The organism is Maribacter sedimenticola (assembly GCF_900188415.1).
In the GTDB taxonomy this organism is placed as follows: Bacteria; Bacteroidota; Bacteroidia; order Flavobacteriales; family Flavobacteriaceae; genus Maribacter; species Maribacter sedimenticola.
Map to the genome: position 1 here is coordinate 333659 of NZ_FZNV01000003.1, position 18589 is coordinate 352247.

Here is an 18589-nt window from a genome sequence, read left to right on the forward strand (position 1 = left end):
ACGTACATTCAAGGAGGATTTAATTTATTTACATGGACACCAAGAAAAATAATTTCACCGTAAAAATCACTTTAAGTTATTTATTGCTTGTCCTATTGGCTATTATAGCATCTTATTATATATATAATGAGGTCAACGCATATATTGCTACTGAAACTACCACAGAAAAGGATAACAAACTCTTAAGGACCAACTCTTTTCTAGCCCAACTATATGAAGCAGAAAGCTTGTCAAAACTTGCCATACAGACCAGAAGCAAATCTAACTTTACGGCATACCAAAACAAAATAGATTCCATATACACGGATATTGAGGCGCTTAAACTTTTGACCGAAAACACATATCAAAAAGGTCTATTGGATAGCCTACATTCATTGTTACGAAAAAAAGCAACCAACATCAATGCCCTTAGAACCCTAAAAATTAATGATCAAACGAGTTCAGCCATTGACTTCGCATTAAAGGAATTCGATAAACTTGAGGAATCCTTAGGAATTATAAAACCAGAAAGTTTGGCACCCAATATAGATGAACTATCCCCAAAAGCCCAAAGCGCCATTAAAAAAGTAGCGGATTATCTTAACGCCAATATACCACAGGAAGAAAATCCCCAATTAAAAGCTCAACGTATGGATAGTGTACTTACTATTTCTAAAAATCTTCTAAAAGACGTTCAGCAGGAAAACAACAATACCGAAAATTCCTTGGCAATGCGCGAAAACTCCATTAATAAGACCGATATGGAACTTACCCAGCAATTGCGAAGCATACTGTCTTCCTTTGAGCATGAAATTACTATGAACAGTTTGGCCAATTCCATTAAAAAGGAAACGTTATTGAACAGAAGTATAAAATTGGCCGTTATTGCCGCGATACTAGGTTTTTTGGTGGTCGGGGTATTCATCTTTATCCTGAACCGCGATTTTTGGAAAGTGAACTTGCTAAGGGAAAAACTGGAGAAGGAAAAACAGCTTTCAGAATCCTTGTTAAAAAGTAGGGAACAACTTATAGCGACCGTAAGCCATGATCTAAGAACACCCCTTAATACCATTTCTGGGTATACCCAACTTATTGAAACATCTAAAACCATAGACAAAGAACATTTGAACCATATTAAATCTGCCACCGGATATGTAAACAATCTTGTGAACGACCTATTGGATTTCTCACAATTGGAGGCCGGAAAAATGGTTGCCAAAAACAATACTTTTCTCGTGGACCAACTGCTGCGGGAAAGCGCTACCAACATTGCTACACAATATTCTCAAAAAAACATTGATCTCATTCTCAATCTGGACACATCTTTAGCGAAACCAATAGTTTTAGATGATTTTAGGTTAAGGCAGATTCTATCTAACCTATTGGGAAATGCCTTCAAATTTACGGAACAGGGCAAAATAACCTTATCTGCTTTCATTAAACAGGTAAGAAATGAACCCGTATTGTACATTATTATAGAAGATACGGGTATTGGGATATCCAAAGAACAGCAAAAGCTTATTTTTAAGGAATTTACACAGGCCGGCACTACTACCAATAAAAAACATGAAGGCTATGGATTGGGCCTTACCATTACCAAAAAACTTACGGAACTACTGAACGGAAAAATTATTTTGGAAAGTGAAATTGGGAGTGGCAGCAAGTTTACTTTAAAAATACCTACACAATTTGGTGTATTAAATACCGTACCACAATCTGGCAGCAATAAAAAGAAACGTATTAATAGTGCTCTAGTAATCGATGATGACCCTTCATTTTTACAACTAATTGGAGAGATGATGAAATCCGCACACATTAACACCCGTTTATATACCAATTTTAATACATACGACACAGCCGTCAATTTTCATTATGATGTTGTCTTGACCGATATTGAAATGCCCAACGCCACAGGTTATGATGTAGTCACTAAACTGCGATCACCATTATTTCCTAACCATACCGACCAGCCCATTATTGCAATGACCGGAAGGAACGACCTAAGCGTTGAACATTTTAGGAATAAAGGATTTGATGAACTGTTGCGCAAACCATTCTCTAAAACAGAATTGCTGCAAAAACTAAAGCTATTTGGCCCCATAACCTTTACAGAAAAAGTGAATACCACAGCTCCTATACAAACTAAGGTCAAAGAAGGTCCATTTACCTTTGATACCCTAAAAATGTTCATTGGAAACGATGAAGCGGCGCTTAACGAAATTCTTTCAACTTTTTTAAAAGATACAGAAGAGAATGCTAAAAATCTGACTGCTGCCGTTGACGCTTTGAATATTACTGAAATTAACAAAACGGCCCATAAAATGCTTCCTATGTTCCGCCAATTGAATGCCAAAAAAGTAGTAGATGTTCTAGAACAATTTGAGCGCTTAAAACGCAAGGAACTTACTGCTCAACAAATAAAGGAAAAACATCTTGCGGTAAAACAAAATATCAACGTTATTATTAAGGCCATATCGGTTTAGCTAAGCGTAGTGCGGAGGCAATGAAACTTTTCGTTTCCGTCTGCGCACGAAGCTAAAACCATAAGATTTAACGACTTTATAAATATATACAGCCCATTCGTTTCAGCCCTAAAGTCCGCATTACGTTTAGGTTTTGTTACAACAAGTTGCAACGGATTCGAGTAAGCACGTTCTGATTCAATTCCGACTGAACAAACTTGCTCGGAAGTCCATTCCGATTTCCTATTCTAAAGATAAAGGTCAATCCAAAAGTTTTGAGCCCGATGAGTTATTGATATAGAGTATCAAATCATAATCTCCGCTTATATCTGTCTCGTAAAATTCACTTTTCATCTTCATAGATCCTACTTGCCTAAAGTCCATTTTTTCCAAAAGCCATTTGGCATGCATTGGTTTTTCTTCTTTAATTCTACGGAGATCAATAATAAATATTGGAACATCAATAGATTCGAAAAATTTTTCAAAAGTACCATTATAAGGTACCTGCGCCTGATAAGTGGTTAGTCCATTTTCCCCCATTGCAGTATAGGTACCTCTACTAAATGCAAAACCTACCGCCACATAATCATTCGTCAAACTATCGGATAGATAATTTCCCATGCCGTGCATCGTTCTCTGTACATGAGCATTATGTGCCCATATTGCTATTTTCGAATCTTGATTTTGGGATTTTATCCATAATAGATTTTCTGCCATAAATTTATCCCATGAGAATACAGTTTTATCTATATATTGCTCAATGACCCTAATATTTTGGTATAGCCATGCCGTCCTATCCTTGGTAAGACCTAATTTTTCAATTACATTCCTCACATGTTCTAATTTTTCCACGATAGTATCTTTATCGTCTTGGGAAACAGCACCCATCCTTGAACCTTGATGTTTTGCTGAAGTTTTATCCAATATCCGTTTAATGGACGTCAAATCTTCCAATATAGTATTATGATCTTTAAATGCTTTTTCCAACTCCTCTACCGATAAATTATAATATTGTATATCAAATCCCGTGAATTGAATTTTTTGTGTGGTAGCGTTGTGCAACTTCATCCATTTCACCATATTCAATACTTCCTGGGTGCTCCAAGTCCAAAAATGCATGCCTTTAATCAATTCCGTTGGGTTTCCCTTTCCATGCATAGTGTAGTCATTGAGCTTATATGCTTCAGGCATATTGGCCTCCATGGAAAAAATTTCGAAATCTTTTTTCTCAGCTAAGTATCTGAGCAATCGATGCTTCATCTGGAATATTTCACTCGATCCATGGGTAACCTCTCCGAGCGCTACAACCTGGGCATCTCCTATTAGAGAACCGAAAACTTCAAGATCTACATCGGATTTCGTACTAGGGTCATAAGTTGATAATGGGTAAACATTTTTTTTTAGCCATGCCAGTTCGTCAGTTGTGAGTTCGGTTGATCTAGGTTGTAAATCGTTAAATGTTTTTCCGTCGATCAGAATTTTAAAATTATCAAACCAAGCTACTCCGTTACCCAGCAATAAGCCCCCAAAGGTGATTTCTTTAGCCTTCTCGTCAACACTCATCATTAGCGAGACTTCCTGCCATTCATTCGTACCTTTTAAGCCATTGTTCTCCATATTATCAAATGCCAGAACCCCATCCTGTCCATCTACTTTCCACCAAAGACCGGCATATCCGTTATTTATTGATTCGGTTTTTACATGACCTCTAAGCTCTATCTTTCTGCCTATTGCATAAGCGACAGGAAAACTTGCGGTAAAAACTCCAGATTGATTTTCCTTAGGATTATTGCTTATTATTTTTAAACTTCTATTAGACTCATGTTTTTCGTTGCCATCCCATTTAAAAATATAACCAGAACTTGTAGTATACCACCACTTCTTTGGTGTTTCAGAGCCTCGCAATTCAAATTCAAATCCAAGATTAAGAAATTCTTGTGAAAATGATTTGCCGGTTAAACAAACAAAAATTAATAGAATTGTTGTTCTCATAATCTATTATTATAGTTAAAACCTATCGTTTATTAGAACTCCTAATTTTTAACAATCCAATTTTGAATTCAATTCACTTTCGGTTTCATTTTTGGAGCTATTTGTTGTAACATTGCGCTTGGATTAAAGCACATCCAAATCATAATAATTTATACGGTTGTACAATGTTTTTCGGGTAACCTGCAATAATTTGGCCGCCTTGGACTTGTTGTAATTTGTTTTTTTTAAGGCATTTATTATCTGTTCCTTTTCAAAATCTGCTTTTGATAATGCTCCAAAATCTTTGGGAACATCCTTTTTTTCAAGTAACTCCGCAGGCAAAGTATGTATTTCTATTGTGTTTTCCGTTGATAATAATACGGCCCGTTGAATTACATTTTGCAATTCACGTATATTACCAGGCCAGGTGTATGTATTGAAAACATTCCAAACTTCAGGGGAAAAATCGGCCACTTGCTTGCCTAATTTTCCATTGAACTTTTCTAAAAAATAAGTTGCAAAAGCCTTTAAATCTCCATGTCTATCCTTAAGTGCGGGTATTTGCAAAGAAAATTCATTTAGCCTATGATATAGATCTTCCCTAAATGTACCCTTCTCTACCGCAGCCTTTAAATCTTCATTGGTGGCAGAGAGAATTCTAACATCTACATTAATTTCCTTGTTACTACCAATTCTTTTGATTTTACGCTCCTGCAAAGCCCTTAGCAATTGCATTTGGTTTTCATAAGAAAGATTACCTACCTCATCTAAAAAGAGGGTTCCACCATTGGCCGCTTCAAAACTTCCTATTTTATCTGCTATGGCTCCTGTAAAACTACCCTTTAAATGACCAAAAAATTCACTGGATGCCAATTCCTTGGGTATGGCACCACAATCCAAAGCAACAAATGGCTGCTCTTTTCGCAAGCTTTTTTCATGAATGGCCTTGGCGGTCACCTCCTTACCTGTACCGCTTTCTCCAATGATGAGAACGGACATATCCGTTGGCGCTACCAACGAAATATATTCCTCCAGTTTCTGCGTAGCATCACTCACAAGTAATAGCCCTGTAGTTTTATCTGATGATACCCCTTGTTGTGCCCGTTGCACTTGTAATTCTTTTTCCTGATTCTTATCAGTACTTTTTACTTTAGGTTCTAAAGGCTTGGCATGCAAAGCTCCATCGATAACGGCCAACATTTGATCCGGCGTAAAGGGTTTGGAGATATAGTCATAAGCACCCATTTTCATAGCCTTGACCGCAGAGGCCACTTCTGCATAACCGGTCATGACAATTATAGGTATCTTTCCCTGTAATGCCGATACCAAATCCAAGCCATCATAATTGGGCAACCTAAGGTCAGTAATGACCAATTGTAAATTTCCTTCTTTTATTTTATTCTCGGCATCGGCACCTGTATGACTAACCAAAACCTCAAAATTGTTTCTGATCAAAAATTTTTGAAGCATTTGGGCAAAAGCAGCATCATCTTCAATTATAAGGATTCTGGCCATAGTTGTTTACGTGTTCTAAAGTATCTACGTAAAAATACCATATGCCAGCTATTTGTATTTTAAAATTATCTTAAACATTTTAATTCTATTTTCCATAAAAAAAGGTAAGAGTAGTATATGACCTACTCTTACCCGACCAAACCAACTTGTATATACAAGTTACACTTAAATTACACTTAAAATTTACATGTCCAGCCAATTACCATCCTCATCTGCATATACTGTTCCTTGAGTACCATCCTCTAATGAAAGGACTAATTTATACTGCTTTTCCTCATTGGTAAATGCCTTATCCAAATTTGCCGTTGGAAAATTTGTGGAAATGGCATCCATTACGGCTTGGGGAACCTGTGAAACTGAAATTTCCGTGAAATCATTGGCCGTAACCATTATTTCCTTTACTTCATTATGTACGATTCCTGATTGAGAAAATAAAGCATCTTGTGCATTTGCCGTAAATCCTCCTAAAGTTATTGCTCCTAATAAAAATAATGTCTTCATCTTAATCTATTTTAAATTAATAATCATTCTGTTATCTATACTTAAGTAATAAATATGCCAAAGAATCATACACCATATAAAACACTAAAAATTAGGTGTTTATGGTTATGCATAGGTTTTATAAGTTGGGTAATATTGGTAAACCAAGTATAGAGTGGGTAAACTTTACACACCCTTAATGAAGAAATTGGAGAGACGTATACCTATTAAAAAAAAAGGAGTTGCAAATGCAACTCCTTAAAACCACCTATCAAACTTTACTTTTAAAATTTTAAATCAACTCCTTTATTAATTTTGCATCAAATCAAACAAGACTTAGTCAACCTCGGGGAATATTTTAAAATTCAATTAATTCTGGTGGCACCTTCATAGTTAACGGTTAGTGTTTACGCGAAAGTGATTTTTTTAATTTTTACCGTTCCCAACATATTTTTGAAATTACCGCTACTGTTAATATCGTAATCGCCATTGTTATCGAAATAAAAATTATAGTGACCATTTGTTCATAATTCTGCTACACTTATTTAGACACCACTTTTTTAAACAGGTCACATTTAAAATAAAAAAAACTGCAGATTGCAGTTTTTTTTTGATCTTAATGACCAAATAAGTTTATTTTTTATTTATCCAATTGCCATATTGGTCAATATAAACAGTCCTTCTTGTACCGCTCTTCAAAACCATGACCAATTTAAATTCACCACTATTATTTTTATAGGCGGCACCAAGTTTTGATGTTGGATATTGTTTTAAAATCTCCTCTATTACCTGAGGAGTAAGTTCACTTGACTTAATTTTGACATATTCATCAGTATTATTGATGGCAATTTTATTATTTGCTATTTCAGAAACGTTCATGGCAGAAACATTACACATAATGCCTATTGCCATTAAAGAAAGTAACACACTCTTTTTCATCCTAAATATTTTAATCATTAAAAAATTTATCTCTCTACTTATCTACGGTCTAAATGTAGGAATGGATTACAGCTCTAGTTTTTTTACTTATTACAACTAATAAAAGCTGCCTAGGCAGCTTTTACATAAACAACTAAATATTTGGGGGAATTTACATATTCAACCAATTTCCATCTTCATCGGCAAATAATTCTACCATGGTACCATCTTCATTGGTCACCTCTAACTTATATGTCTTGTTTTCATCTACATAAGCCTTATTTACGACTGCTCCCGCATAATCTTCTTCCAATGCTTGGATAACCGGAGATGGAACTTCTGATACCGCTATCTCCTGAAAATCCTGTTGCATAACTTCTTCCATGATACCATCATGAAAAATTATGGGTGTTGCCGCCGTTCCTATTGATATACTACCTATTGCCAATGCTGTGGCCAAAACTATTTTTCTCATCTGTATTGCTTTTAAATTAAACATTCTTACTATCCCTACTTAGAATAATTATGCCAAAAAAGAACAAGACCAGATAAGTTGATTAATTAATTGATTATTAGATTGTTACCAAACAATAAATCAAAATCAATACTGTGTAAAATTGTATCCAAATAAAAAAGTGTGTAGAAACTACACACTTTTCAAATTTCATTATAAGTTAGTGTTAAACCTGATGCGACTCCTTTAATAAATCTACAACACTCTTAACAGGATTAAAGGTCACCAAAGGAACCTCAACAAAAATAGTATTCCAAAATGCCATTGCTCCGTTCCATAATCCTGGTAATTCCAAAGCTTTCAGCTCCTTACCGTCTTTGGTCTTCCCCGTAATAAAACCCTGTTTATCATCAACGAATTTGAGCAAATTATACTTTTCCCCTTTAAAATTTCTTACTCCGCACACTAAATCCACAGGATTAAAATGTGTTGAGTTCCTCATAATATCCGCTTGTTGATTATCGTCCATATTTATCTGTGCGGATTCTATAATCTGTAATGAAACTTCACCATTGGCATTGGTCACCCAAAAAGGCCCACCACCAGGTTCGCCCTCATTTTTAACCATACCGGCTATACGTATTGGCCTATTGATCTTGTCTCTCAATACTGCAATCTGTTCATTCATGGAAATTGTTGAAAAATCTTCATTGAACCTAACATTAAGTTCATCCCTTAAAAAAGAACTGATTTCCTCAATTTCATTTTCCGTTAGTTGTCTTTCTTCTATTTGTTTGGCATATTCAAACGCCTTTTCCTGTACTTTCAATAGCGTTCCGGCCAAAACCTTTTTACTATCGGCCACTTCTTTGGCATCTTTCATAACGGCTACATTATCTATGTTTTTAATAAAAATAATATCCGCATCCTGATCATTTAAATTTTCTATCAATGCACCATGACCGCCCGGCCTAAAAAGTACCGTACCATCTGGATTTCTAAAAGGTTTGTTCTCCATATCAACGGCCAACGTATCCGTAGACGGTTTTTGAAATGAATAGTCAATCTCATATTGTAATCCGGTATCGTTAGATACTCTAGGACCTACTTTTGCAAACTCTTCCTTAAACATTTCCTCATGTTGGCCAGATACCGTAAAATGTAATTTTGCCTTACCATTAGCACCTGCATAAAGAGCGCCTTCCTTTAAATGTTCTTCAAAAGGAGTGGCCGTAGTACCGTTGTAATTATGAAAAGGCAATAAACCTTTAGGATAAAAACCATAATTCAATGCATTTTCACCTAAAAGCTCTGTTACAAAATGATAAACAACTTCACCTTCTGTTCCATTTTTATTGGGCAATCTACTGATTACCAAATCATAAAAAGGCAAGCGTTCCATGCCTTCAGAAAAAATCTTGATATCCTTATCACCTGTTCTCCCCAGATAATCTTTAAGCGTTTCCTTAGCTGGATCGTAAACATCCAAAAAATTGAACAAAGCCTTGAACATTCTAGAAGCAGCCCCAGAAGCCGGTACAAATTTCAAAACCTCCAAATTGGTTAATTTGTGCTCGTATAACTTGATCAGCTCATTCTCTTCGGATGGGCTGAATTTTAAGATTCCATTTCCAATTATGGCCGCATTGCGAAGATTAACAAAGGGGATACCCTCTTTAAAGGTATTGATCTGTTCCATTACCTTTTCCTTGGCAATACCTTTTTCCTTTAATTGTTTTTCGTCGTTCTCTGTAAACTGTATCATGTATTTAATAACTGGTCTATATGGTTAATGGCTTTTTCCAATCTGGTTTTCTTGTCACCCTTCAAGGTAATAAAATTTTTACCGTATTTTTCCAAGGTTTCCTTAAAATAGGAAAACATTTCTGCGCGTTCATTTGGTTTGTCCCGTAGATCGTCCGCCTCCCATGGTATATCAATATAGGTCAGCAGATACAGGTCATAGGAATTCTCCAAGGCGTACTTTTCAAGGATAGGGTCACAATCACCAATATAATATGCCTCCGAATATACTTTTGTTTCCAAAAGATCAGTGTCGCAAATCAAAATATTAGTTGCTTTTTTGGTCAGTTCGTTTTCCAGCCTCATTTGGCCTGCTGCTATAGGTAACAAATCATGAGGCTCACAGGTCTTGCGTTCATTGTTCCATTTATCCTGTAAATATTCCCTGGCATATTCCGGGACCCATACGGTATGGTAATGCCTGGCCAACTGCTCCGATAATGTTGTTTTTCCCGTAGACTCGGGCCCAAAAAGAACAACCTTTAAGATATTGGACGGCTGCTGTTTATATTTTTCTTCCATGCATTATAACCATATATGGCCAGTATTGTAAAGATTAAATACTGAAAACTAGTGAATGTAAAACCTTTATAAAAATATAATGGTACGGATATTATATCTCCAATAATCCAATATATCCAATTTTCTACTTTTCTCTTTGCCATTAACCACATTCCCACAAAAAAGATTGCTGTTGTTATCGTATCTACATAAGCGGTCCAACTATTCCATTTATCAAAAACTTGATACACCATATAAACAAATACAATGGTTGTCAGGAAAATAAGTAATGAGATTATATGCTCTCTTTTGGTAACGGTAGTAATAGGGGTAACATGGGTCTCATCTATCTTTCTAGTCCATATATACCAACCATATAAACTCATTATAAAGTAATAGACATTGATAAGCATATCTCCCAATAAGCCCCATTTTAATAATAAATAGACGAAAATTGATGTGCTTAACAATCCGGTAGGATATACCCAAATGTTGTTTTGTTTGGAAAACCAAACTGACAGTAAGCCAAAAATTACGGCAGTGATTTCAAGTATTATATCTATAGTGTCATACGTACTGTACTGCCCAAAAAAATAATCAAAAATGGGGCTCATAGTTACTTCTATCAGATTTTACAATTTTCATGAACAGAAGTCCACGGTCCATTAAATTGAATGCAATTTTAATTTCTTGGTTCAATACTTCCATAACTTTATCATAAGATCCATAGACCTGTGTGCTCAGCGGGTTTTCCAAAATGGTCAATCCAGATTGCCTTAACTTCTGTATGAATTGAATGATATGTTCCTCAAAATCGTCCTGTAGGGGTGAAAAAGTTAATTCTACTGAAATTTCCATAAAAATTTATTGAAAAATGATTAGTTATATTCTATTCTTTGCCGCATACACACAAGTGAAATTCTCAAATTCTAAAAAATGTATTTGATAATGAGAAAGGGTACCGTTGTAAATTATTTCAGCTGTTGTGCTACAATCTTCAAATAAAAAATCCTGTACATTTATATGCTGCAGAAAGCTTAATCCGCGTTCCCCATAAATTTTATATAAGGATTCTTTAGCGCCCCAAACAATGGTAAGTTTCCTAATAATGGCAGCAGTATTTGCCAAGGTACGGTATTCCTCAAACGGGGTAAACTTATGCGCAATGCGCAATATTTTATCTCGCTGCATCTCAATATCAATGCCAACCTCTAGCCTACTGCTAATAATAATTCCTGTAAAATTATGGGAATGGGTTATAGAAATATACTTCCCATCTTTTAAATGTGGTTTACCATTATCATCATACACCAGATCAAAATCCGTATACCCATACTGGGCCAACAAGTGCCTAATACTTAAAAAGGCCCTTCTGTGCAAAGTTGATTTCATACCATTGAACCGTGATTGGCAATGTGGACTGAGCTCAACATTATCCCACAACATTTCCTCAGTTTCCTCAACCTTCCAAATGGCGAGGGAGGTATCATTATCAATTATTATTGTTTTGTAAAGCGGCATGGGATTCTTAGGGTTATTCGTACCTTTGTGACTTCATAAAAATTGCTGATCACAGATAAACGAAAGTATAAAATAATATAGATATGAGCACGAAAACTATACCGTATGTGCCTTATAAGGTTAAGGATATTACACTTGCCGATTGGGGAAGGAAAGAAATTGAACTGGCAGAAGCTGAAATGCCGGGATTAATGTCGTTAAGAGAAGAGTACAAAAATGAACAACCTTTAAAGGGCGCGCGTATTGCCGGATGTCTTCATATGACCATACAGACAGCTGTGTTGATCGAAACATTGACCGCATTGGGCGCAGAGGTAACTTGGAGCTCATGTAATATATTTTCTACCCAAGATCAGGCTGCTGCCGCAATTGCCGCAACCGGTGTACCTGTTTATGCCTGGAAGGGTATGAACGAAGAAGAGTTTGATTGGTGCATTGAACAAACCTTATTTTTTGGAGAGGACAGAAAACCGTTGAACATGATCCTTGATGATGGCGGCGACCTTACCAATATGGTGCTGGATAAATATCCCGAAATGGCCGCAGGTATTAAAGGACTTTCAGAAGAAACTACTACAGGAGTACACCGTTTATATGAGCGTGTAAAAAATGGTACACTACCTATGCCCGCCATTAATGTGAACGATTCTGTTACTAAATCAAAATTTGATAATAAATATGGGTGTAGGGAAAGTGCGGTAGATGCCATACGTAGGGCCACGGATACCATGTTAGCAGGTAAACGCGTAGTTGTTGCAGGATATGGAGATGTTGGCAAAGGTACGGCGGCTTCGTTCAAAGGTGCCGGATCTATAGTTACGGTTACCGAAATTGACCCAATTTGCGCCCTACAGGCTTGTATGGACGGATTTGAAGTCAAAAAATTGGAAACGGTAATAGGCAATGCGGATATCGTTATCACCACCACAGGTAATAAGGATATTATCAGAGCTGAGCATTTTGAAGCACTAAAGGATAAGGCCATTGTTTGTAACATAGGCCACTTTGACAATGAAATAGATATGGGCTGGTTAAACAAAAACCATGGCCACACCAAGGATGAAATCAAGCCACAGGTAGATAAATATACCATTAACGGCAAGGATGTAATTGTATTGGCAGAAGGAAGATTGGTAAACTTAGGTTGTGCCACAGGACATCCTAGTTTTGTAATGAGCAATTCTTTTACCAACCAGACCTTGGCACAGATAGAGCTTTGGAAAAATAGCGATTCTTATGAGAACAAGGTATATATGCTACCTAAACATTTAGATGAAAAGGTTGCCAAATTACACTTATCTCGCTTAGGGGCGGAACTTACCGAATTAAAGCAAGATCAAGCTGAATATATTGGGGTAACCGTAGAAGGTCCGTTTAAACCGGAATACTATAGATACTAATAAGTTCATTATACAAAAAAGGTCCTGACGAAAATCAGGACCTTTTTTATTTGTTGACCACTATGTTATTTATTAATTATTTGAAGCTAACATTCCTTCTAAATAATAACAATCTGTCTGTTCCTTTATTTGGGCCAAACCTTCCTCTTTTGAACTTAACGGATTAATTTTTATTTCCTGTCCATTGGGCATATAAACAATATAAAATCCTTCTTCAAAGGAAGATAATTTAATAATTTCTCCATTTGGTCTTACCGCGTTCCAAGATTTTTCGCTTGGCTTATAAACCAAATCTATCTTTTTTCCTTTTTTAGGTCCCTCAACAACGGTAATCTGCATTCTGTTTTTAGTAGCGGTCATTTCAAAAGTATTTCCGTCTCTTTCTACCATTTGCGTTTCTTGTTCTCCTTCTTTCATGGCAATTGGATTAGAACCGCTCCAAAATTCAATAACATTGAAAATTATGGTATCTCCCAAAAAGAACAGACCATAAACCGGTATTATATTTAGACCCCAAAATACAAGGTTGTTTACAAATTTACTGTCAGACACTCCTTGGTTCCAATCCTTTAGATTATTAAAGGCACTAAAAGAACCTAGACAGCTAGAAAATAATAGCGTACTGGCCATTGCAACACAGATAATTGATTTTTTCATAATTAAGATTGTTTAGAATTAACTATCAAATTAGATGATTTTAAATTGAAAACCTATGCTTGTTTACAAATTTTATTGCCTTTAATGCTCTTTGAAAGCTTTAAATGAATCAACAAAATCCCAATTATTTTGACTTTTATAAAATTACAGCTGGTTCAATATCCCATTTTATTATAAGGTGTAATTTTCCGTACTTCGTCATAAAATTGAACAATATGATCATATTTGTGGATATGGACGAGGTCATAGCGGATACCTACGGGGCGCACATTGAGCTTTACAACCAAGAATTTAAAGGGGAATTGACTACAGAATTTTGTGCGGGCTCTGAAGTATGGCGCATGGTACCGGAAGCCCACCAAGAGAGTGTTAAAAAACATGCTACCAGACGTGGTTTTTTCAGAAACTTAAAACCTATACCAGGTAGCCAGGAAATACTTGCACAATTATCTAACAAACATGATGTCTATATAGCCTCGGCAGCTATGCAGTTTCCTAATTCATTAGAGGAAAAGAGCGATTGGCTAGATGAACATTTTCCTTTTATTCCATGGCAGAATAGAATTCTATGCGGACATAAGCATATTTTAAAGGGTGATGTCCTGATCGATGACAGAAATTACAATCTTGAAAAATTTAATGGGCGTGCGTTGCAATTTACCTCACCACATAATATCAATACATCAGGATTTGAACGTGTAGACACCTGGTTTGAAATTGCAAATAAATTGATGTAACACCATGTAAAAATGTTGCTAAAAAAACAGCGACCAAATAAATGGCCGCTGTTGTATATATTACTTACTGTTATCAACATTATTTTTTAAATAGGTCATATTTTAGGCCCACTGTAAAGCGCTGACCATAAAATTCCATTTGCTGCGTACGCTCCTTAACACCTTGAAAATATCGCAAAGGCTGATTGGTGACATTATTTAAGTCTGCATAAATACTTAGATTACCATTAATTTGATACGATGCGTTCATATCTATAAATAACTGGGTATCATAGTACCTGTCCTCAAAATTGTTCCCCCCAATTTCATCTATGTAACTATCCGAAAAATTGGCAGATAAACGTGCACTGAATTTTTTATCCGCATAGGCCAAAGAACCGTTGAACATATTGGGCGAGGTATTTGGCAAATCCAAATCGTTCCGCTCATCTCCATCCTCATTTCTAATACCCTCTGCAGAAGAAGATAAATAGGTATAATTTAAATAGATACTAAAATTTCTTGCAAAACCCGGGAGAAAATCCAATTGACGCTGAAAAGCAAGTTCCATACCAAATATGGTTGCACTGTCCCCATTTAAAGGTTGAAATACATCATACCCTTCCGTACCAGCACCTAAACTGTCATCTGGGGCCTCATAGATAAAAGTATAGATAAAATCATCTATATTTTTGTAAAATAAGCCACCGGATAGCAACCCAACACTTTGAAAATAATGCTCTGCCATGATATCAAAATTCATGGATGTCGTAGGACTTAAATCGGCATTACCCAAAACCAACTCCTTATCTTCATTGATAACCTCTGCCCTTGGTATTAAATCTTGATAGTTTGGTCGTGCCAAGGTGTTTGTCCACGCAAACCGCAATATGGTATTATTCGTAAGATTGTATTTAAAATGTACTCCGGGCAGTATATTTGAATATGAGTTTTCGCCATTTACTTCTTCTACGACTATAGCTTCCTCAATACCCGCATCTTCGTCTTCTTCAATATAAATGACCCTATTACCCTTAGATTCTAAATTTGTGTTTTCTATACGCAATCCGGCTAAGACGCTAAATTTTTCACTAAGTTTTTGATTGACCATTACATAACCGGCAAACACATCCTCATTAACGTTAAAATTAGCGGGTGCAAATTCATCTACGATCAACTCACCATTGGCAGGAACTAAATTCAAAGCCCCCAACCAATCTTCACTTGCAAATGAACCTATTTGATATTGACTTCCGGCCAAAAAATTAGGATCACTGTACTCCTTGACCGGCACATCTGCCAAGGTAGGAAAGTCATCCTCTAGGTCAAATTCATAAAAATTGTTTTCCCTTAACTTGGATTTGAACCTGCCCCTTGCACCAAATTTTAACGTACCGTCCCCTTGACCAAAAATATCAAGCGGCAGCTGAAAATTAATAAATACGTTTACATCTTCTTCTTCGGTATATTGGTTTTCTTCGGTAATCTCACTGTACTCAAAATTGGTTAAGGCGGCATCCTCGGCATTTGCCACTGAAAATCTTGGATATCTGGAATTCAATACATCATTATTAACGATATATTCAGATTCAAACTCCGCGTAACGCTCATTAAGTCGTTCCTCACTGGCTTTGGCATAGGATGTCATCCAATCTACCTTGACATTGCCCCAAAGATGATTTCCCCCCAAACTATAATTTTGCATTCTTTGGTCCTCTAAGCGTCGGTTTTTATTCCTTTTACTATCAATACCTCCTTTGGATTGTCTTTTCACCTCCACGGGAAAACTTGTGGGCATCCCGTCCGTAATTGTAAAATCTCCCAATTCAATATCTTCGGCATCTAAAATCTCATGTTCCAATCTAAAACGGTTTTCCCTATCGTCACGCCAATTGTACATGGTTTTTAAAAATACCGTATTATTTACATCAAACTTATAATCCAAGTTCGCGGAAAAGCTTCTTCTAATACGCTGTACTAAATATTCCCGTTGCTCATACACGTTTACGTAAGGAGCTACATTTACCTCTTCCAAAATTGGCTCCCCTTCATCATCCTCTACTCCTGTATTATATTCAAATTCATTGGTCCATTCCGCCTCAACGTTGTCCGATCCAAAATCATTATCGTTTCCAGATACTGCAAGCATCCATCCAAACTTATCGTTTTTACTACGGTCACCCAATAGCACGGAACCATTCAGAATTGGCTTGTCTGTTATAAAATTAATTCCTGACCCTAGAGTGGCAGAAAGTCTAAAGCCTTGTGGAGACGTTCTTGTAATAAGGTTTACGGAACCACCAAGGGCATCTGCATCCATATCTGGGGTAACGGCCTTACTAACTTCTATGGACTGGATCATATCTGCCGGAATTAAATCCATCTGTACGTTTCTATTATCCCCTTCGGCAGAGGGCACCCTACTTCCATTAAGGGTCACGGAATTTAGTTGAGGCGAAAGTCCACGCACAATAACGTTTCTTGCCTCACCTTGATCTACCTGCATGGTTATTCCCGGTATTCTTTTAACGGCATCACCAATATTGGCATCAGGAAACTTGCCGATCTGATCGGTAGATACCACATTGGTAATATTAAGATTTGTCCTTTGGGTATTCAAGGCTTTAGATTGGCCACTTAAGCCATAGGCAGAAACCTCAACACCATCAAGCTCCATAGTTTTGGGCTCAATGGAAAAATTAACACTGATCGTGGTATTTTCCTCTACCGTAATTTCCCTGTAAAGTTCCGCATAACCTAAATAAGAGATTTCTATAGCGTATGTTCCTACCGGTACATCTACTATAGCGAACCTACCATCAAAATCCGTAATTGCCCCTTTGGAGAGTGAAGTAATAATTGCATTTGCCCCGGGCAAATAAAGGCCGTTCTCATCTGTTACGGTACCCTGAACATTTCCTGATTGTGCCATGGCAATCATAGGCACAAGTAATACTAAGTAAAAAAATACAGCATTTTTCATTTTCTAAGTGGTTGTTATTTGGCCACAAAGAAATTAAAGTGCAAACAAAACAATGTTGTGTAAACCTTAAGGATATTTTAAGCTTATTTCAATTTACACGCCAGTTTACCATTACTTAACCCTTGCCTAACAAAAAACCCCTCTTCAATAAGAAGAGGGGTTTTTTAACTTAATTTTTCTAATGATTAAGCTTCGAAAGGCTCAATGGAAACAAAAGATTTTCCACCTGCTTTTTTCGTAAACTTTACCAAACCATCTACACGTGCGTGTAATGTATGATCTTTTCCTGCGTAAACATTTTCACCAGGATTGTGTCTTGTTCCTCGCTGTCTAACAATAATGTTACCAGCAACAGCGGCCTGACCACCAAAAATCTTAACTCCTAATCGTTTCGATTCTGATTCCCTACCGTTTTTTGAACTACCTACACCTTTCTTATGTGCCATTGTCTAAGGTTTTAAATATTATACTAAAATGGTACGCTTACTTAGCGACACCACCATCTAATTCATCTTGCCATTTTTGTAACTCATCCCATTTACCGTCAGCAGCTAATTGTGCTTGCTTTGGCCAAGTATCAGTTACATGGTTTCCACGAACGTCAGCAATGATTTCAGAAATCTTGGCCGCGTCTGTTTTTGCCAACTCTGCAAAAGTCGAAATTCCTGCAGCGTTTAAGGTTTCGGCTATTTTTGGCCCAATACCTTCAATCTTTTTTAAATCATCACCCTTTGCCGTTGCCTTTTTTGCTTTTGGCTTGGATGCTACGGAAACATCTACTGGAGCTGCCTTACCATCAGTTTTCTTTGCCTTGGGCTCAGCTTTCTTGGTTTCGGTCTTCTTTGCTCCTTTTGAAATGATGGACTCAATAACAATCTCAGTCAAGGATTGACGATGTCCATTTTTCTTTTTGTAACCTTTACGTCTTTTCTTATGAAAAACGATTACCTTATCTCCTCTAAGGTGTTTAACGACTTTAGCCTCTACTGCGGCTCCGTCTATAGCCGGGGCGCCAACGGTAACATTCGATCCATCTGCCAAAAGAAGAACATTGTCAAAAGTAACCTTTTTCCCTTCTTCTGTCTGTAAACGGTGAACGTACACTTTTTGGTCTTTTGCAACTTTAAATTGCTGCCCTGCCATCTCTACAATTGCGTACATATTGTTAAATGTAAAAATTAAACCTAATGGATTTTTTCCATAGGCGGGTGCAAATATACTTCTTAATC

Annotated in this window: 17 protein-coding genes; 3 read left to right on the plus strand and 14 right to left on the minus strand. The window is 36.6% G+C overall.

Annotation, left to right across the window (positions count from 1 at the left end):
- The first annotated feature begins 32 nt into the window (after nucleotides 1-32).
- The gene (locus CHB68_RS10785) at nucleotides 33-2462 is read left to right on the plus strand and encodes a hybrid sensor histidine kinase/response regulator (protein WP_089260891.1); all 2430 of its coding nucleotides are present in this window, start codon (nucleotides 33-35) and stop codon (nucleotides 2460-2462) included.
- Between the two features lie 240 nt (nucleotides 2463-2702).
- Here CHB68_RS10785 and CHB68_RS10790 read toward each other — a convergent pair whose 3' ends face one another.
- From CHB68_RS10790 to CHB68_RS10835, 10 genes are all read right to left on the minus strand, one after another.
- Nucleotides 2703-4433, minus strand: coding sequence for an erythromycin esterase family protein (locus CHB68_RS10790; RefSeq protein WP_089260892.1), 1731 nt, complete (start codon nucleotides 4431-4433; stop codon nucleotides 2703-2705).
- A 123-nt stretch (nucleotides 4434-4556) separates the two neighbouring features.
- Nucleotides 4557-5927: a sigma-54-dependent transcriptional regulator gene (locus CHB68_RS10795; protein WP_089260893.1), complete on the minus strand. Its 1371-nt coding sequence runs from the start codon at nucleotides 5925-5927 to the stop codon at nucleotides 4557-4559.
- Between the two features lie 183 nt (nucleotides 5928-6110).
- Nucleotides 6111-6428 carry a hypothetical protein gene (locus CHB68_RS10800; protein ID WP_089260894.1) on the minus strand — a complete coding sequence of 106 codons (318 nt, stop codon included), beginning with the start codon at nucleotides 6426-6428 and terminating at the stop codon, nucleotides 6111-6113.
- Nucleotides 6429-7040: 612 nt separating this feature from the next.
- Nucleotides 7041-7346, minus strand: a complete 306-nt coding sequence (locus tag CHB68_RS10805) for a hypothetical protein (RefSeq protein WP_089260895.1) — start codon at nucleotides 7344-7346, stop codon at nucleotides 7041-7043.
- A gap of 151 nt (nucleotides 7347-7497) precedes the next feature.
- Nucleotides 7498-7800, minus strand: coding sequence for a hypothetical protein (locus CHB68_RS10810; RefSeq protein ID WP_089261256.1), 303 nt, complete (start codon nucleotides 7798-7800; stop codon nucleotides 7498-7500).
- 205 nt (nucleotides 7801-8005) lie between these two features.
- Nucleotides 8006-9544 (minus strand): DUF4301 family protein, encoded by a 1539-nt coding sequence (locus tag CHB68_RS10815; RefSeq protein ID WP_089260896.1) that lies wholly within the window; start codon nucleotides 9542-9544, stop codon nucleotides 8006-8008.
- Entirely contained in the window at nucleotides 9541-10104 is a 564-nt protein-coding gene (locus tag CHB68_RS10820) for an AAA family ATPase (protein ID WP_089260897.1), read from the minus strand. Before CHB68_RS10820 ends, CHB68_RS10815 begins: the two co-directional genes overlap by 4 nt.
- Nucleotides 10065-10697 carry a nicotinamide riboside transporter PnuC gene (pnuC, locus tag CHB68_RS10825; RefSeq protein WP_089260898.1) on the minus strand — a complete coding sequence of 211 codons (633 nt, stop codon included), beginning with the start codon at nucleotides 10695-10697 and terminating at the stop codon, nucleotides 10065-10067. Before pnuC ends, CHB68_RS10820 begins: the two co-directional genes overlap by 40 nt.
- Complete coding sequence (locus CHB68_RS10830) at nucleotides 10681-10941, minus strand: thiamine-binding protein (protein ID WP_089260899.1); 261 nt, start codon at nucleotides 10939-10941, stop codon at nucleotides 10681-10683. Before CHB68_RS10830 ends, pnuC begins: the two co-directional genes overlap by 17 nt.
- A 24-nt stretch (nucleotides 10942-10965) precedes the next feature.
- On the minus strand, nucleotides 10966-11604 hold the full coding sequence (locus CHB68_RS10835) for a 4'-phosphopantetheinyl transferase family protein (RefSeq protein WP_089260900.1): 639 nt from the start codon (nucleotides 11602-11604) through the stop codon (nucleotides 10966-10968).
- Nucleotides 11605-11687: 83 nt separating this feature from the next.
- Between CHB68_RS10835 and ahcY the strand changes: the two genes are divergently transcribed.
- Nucleotides 11688-13004 (plus strand): adenosylhomocysteinase, encoded by a 1317-nt coding sequence (ahcY, locus tag CHB68_RS10840; protein WP_089260901.1) that lies wholly within the window; start codon nucleotides 11688-11690, stop codon nucleotides 13002-13004.
- Nucleotides 13005-13076: 72 nt separating this feature from the next.
- On the opposite strand, the gene CHB68_RS10845 is transcribed toward ahcY, so the two are convergent.
- Entirely contained in the window at nucleotides 13077-13661 is a 585-nt protein-coding gene (locus CHB68_RS10845; protein WP_089260902.1) for a DUF3332 domain-containing protein, read from the minus strand.
- Between the two features lie 104 nt (nucleotides 13662-13765).
- Between CHB68_RS10845 and CHB68_RS10850 the strand changes: the two genes are divergently transcribed.
- Nucleotides 13766-14398: a 5' nucleotidase, NT5C type gene (locus CHB68_RS10850; RefSeq protein WP_245838914.1), complete on the plus strand. Its 633-nt coding sequence runs from the start codon at nucleotides 13766-13768 to the stop codon at nucleotides 14396-14398.
- A gap of 79 nt (nucleotides 14399-14477) precedes the next feature.
- Here the strand turns inward: CHB68_RS10850 and CHB68_RS10855 are convergent, their stop codons facing one another.
- The 3 genes from CHB68_RS10855 to rplU form a co-directional block, all read right to left on the minus strand.
- Nucleotides 14478-17360 carry a TonB-dependent receptor gene (locus tag CHB68_RS10855; protein ID WP_245838915.1) on the minus strand — a complete coding sequence of 961 codons (2883 nt, stop codon included), beginning with the start codon at nucleotides 17358-17360 and terminating at the stop codon, nucleotides 14478-14480.
- A gap of 185 nt (nucleotides 17361-17545) precedes the next feature.
- On the minus strand, nucleotides 17546-17806 hold the full coding sequence (gene rpmA, locus CHB68_RS10860; protein WP_089260903.1) for a 50S ribosomal protein L27: 261 nt from the start codon (nucleotides 17804-17806) through the stop codon (nucleotides 17546-17548).
- Nucleotides 17807-17843: 37 nt separating this feature from the next.
- Nucleotides 17844-18521 (minus strand): 50S ribosomal protein L21, encoded by a 678-nt coding sequence (gene rplU, locus CHB68_RS10865; protein WP_089260904.1) that lies wholly within the window; start codon nucleotides 18519-18521, stop codon nucleotides 17844-17846.
- Nucleotides 18522-18589: the final 68 nt, after the last annotated feature.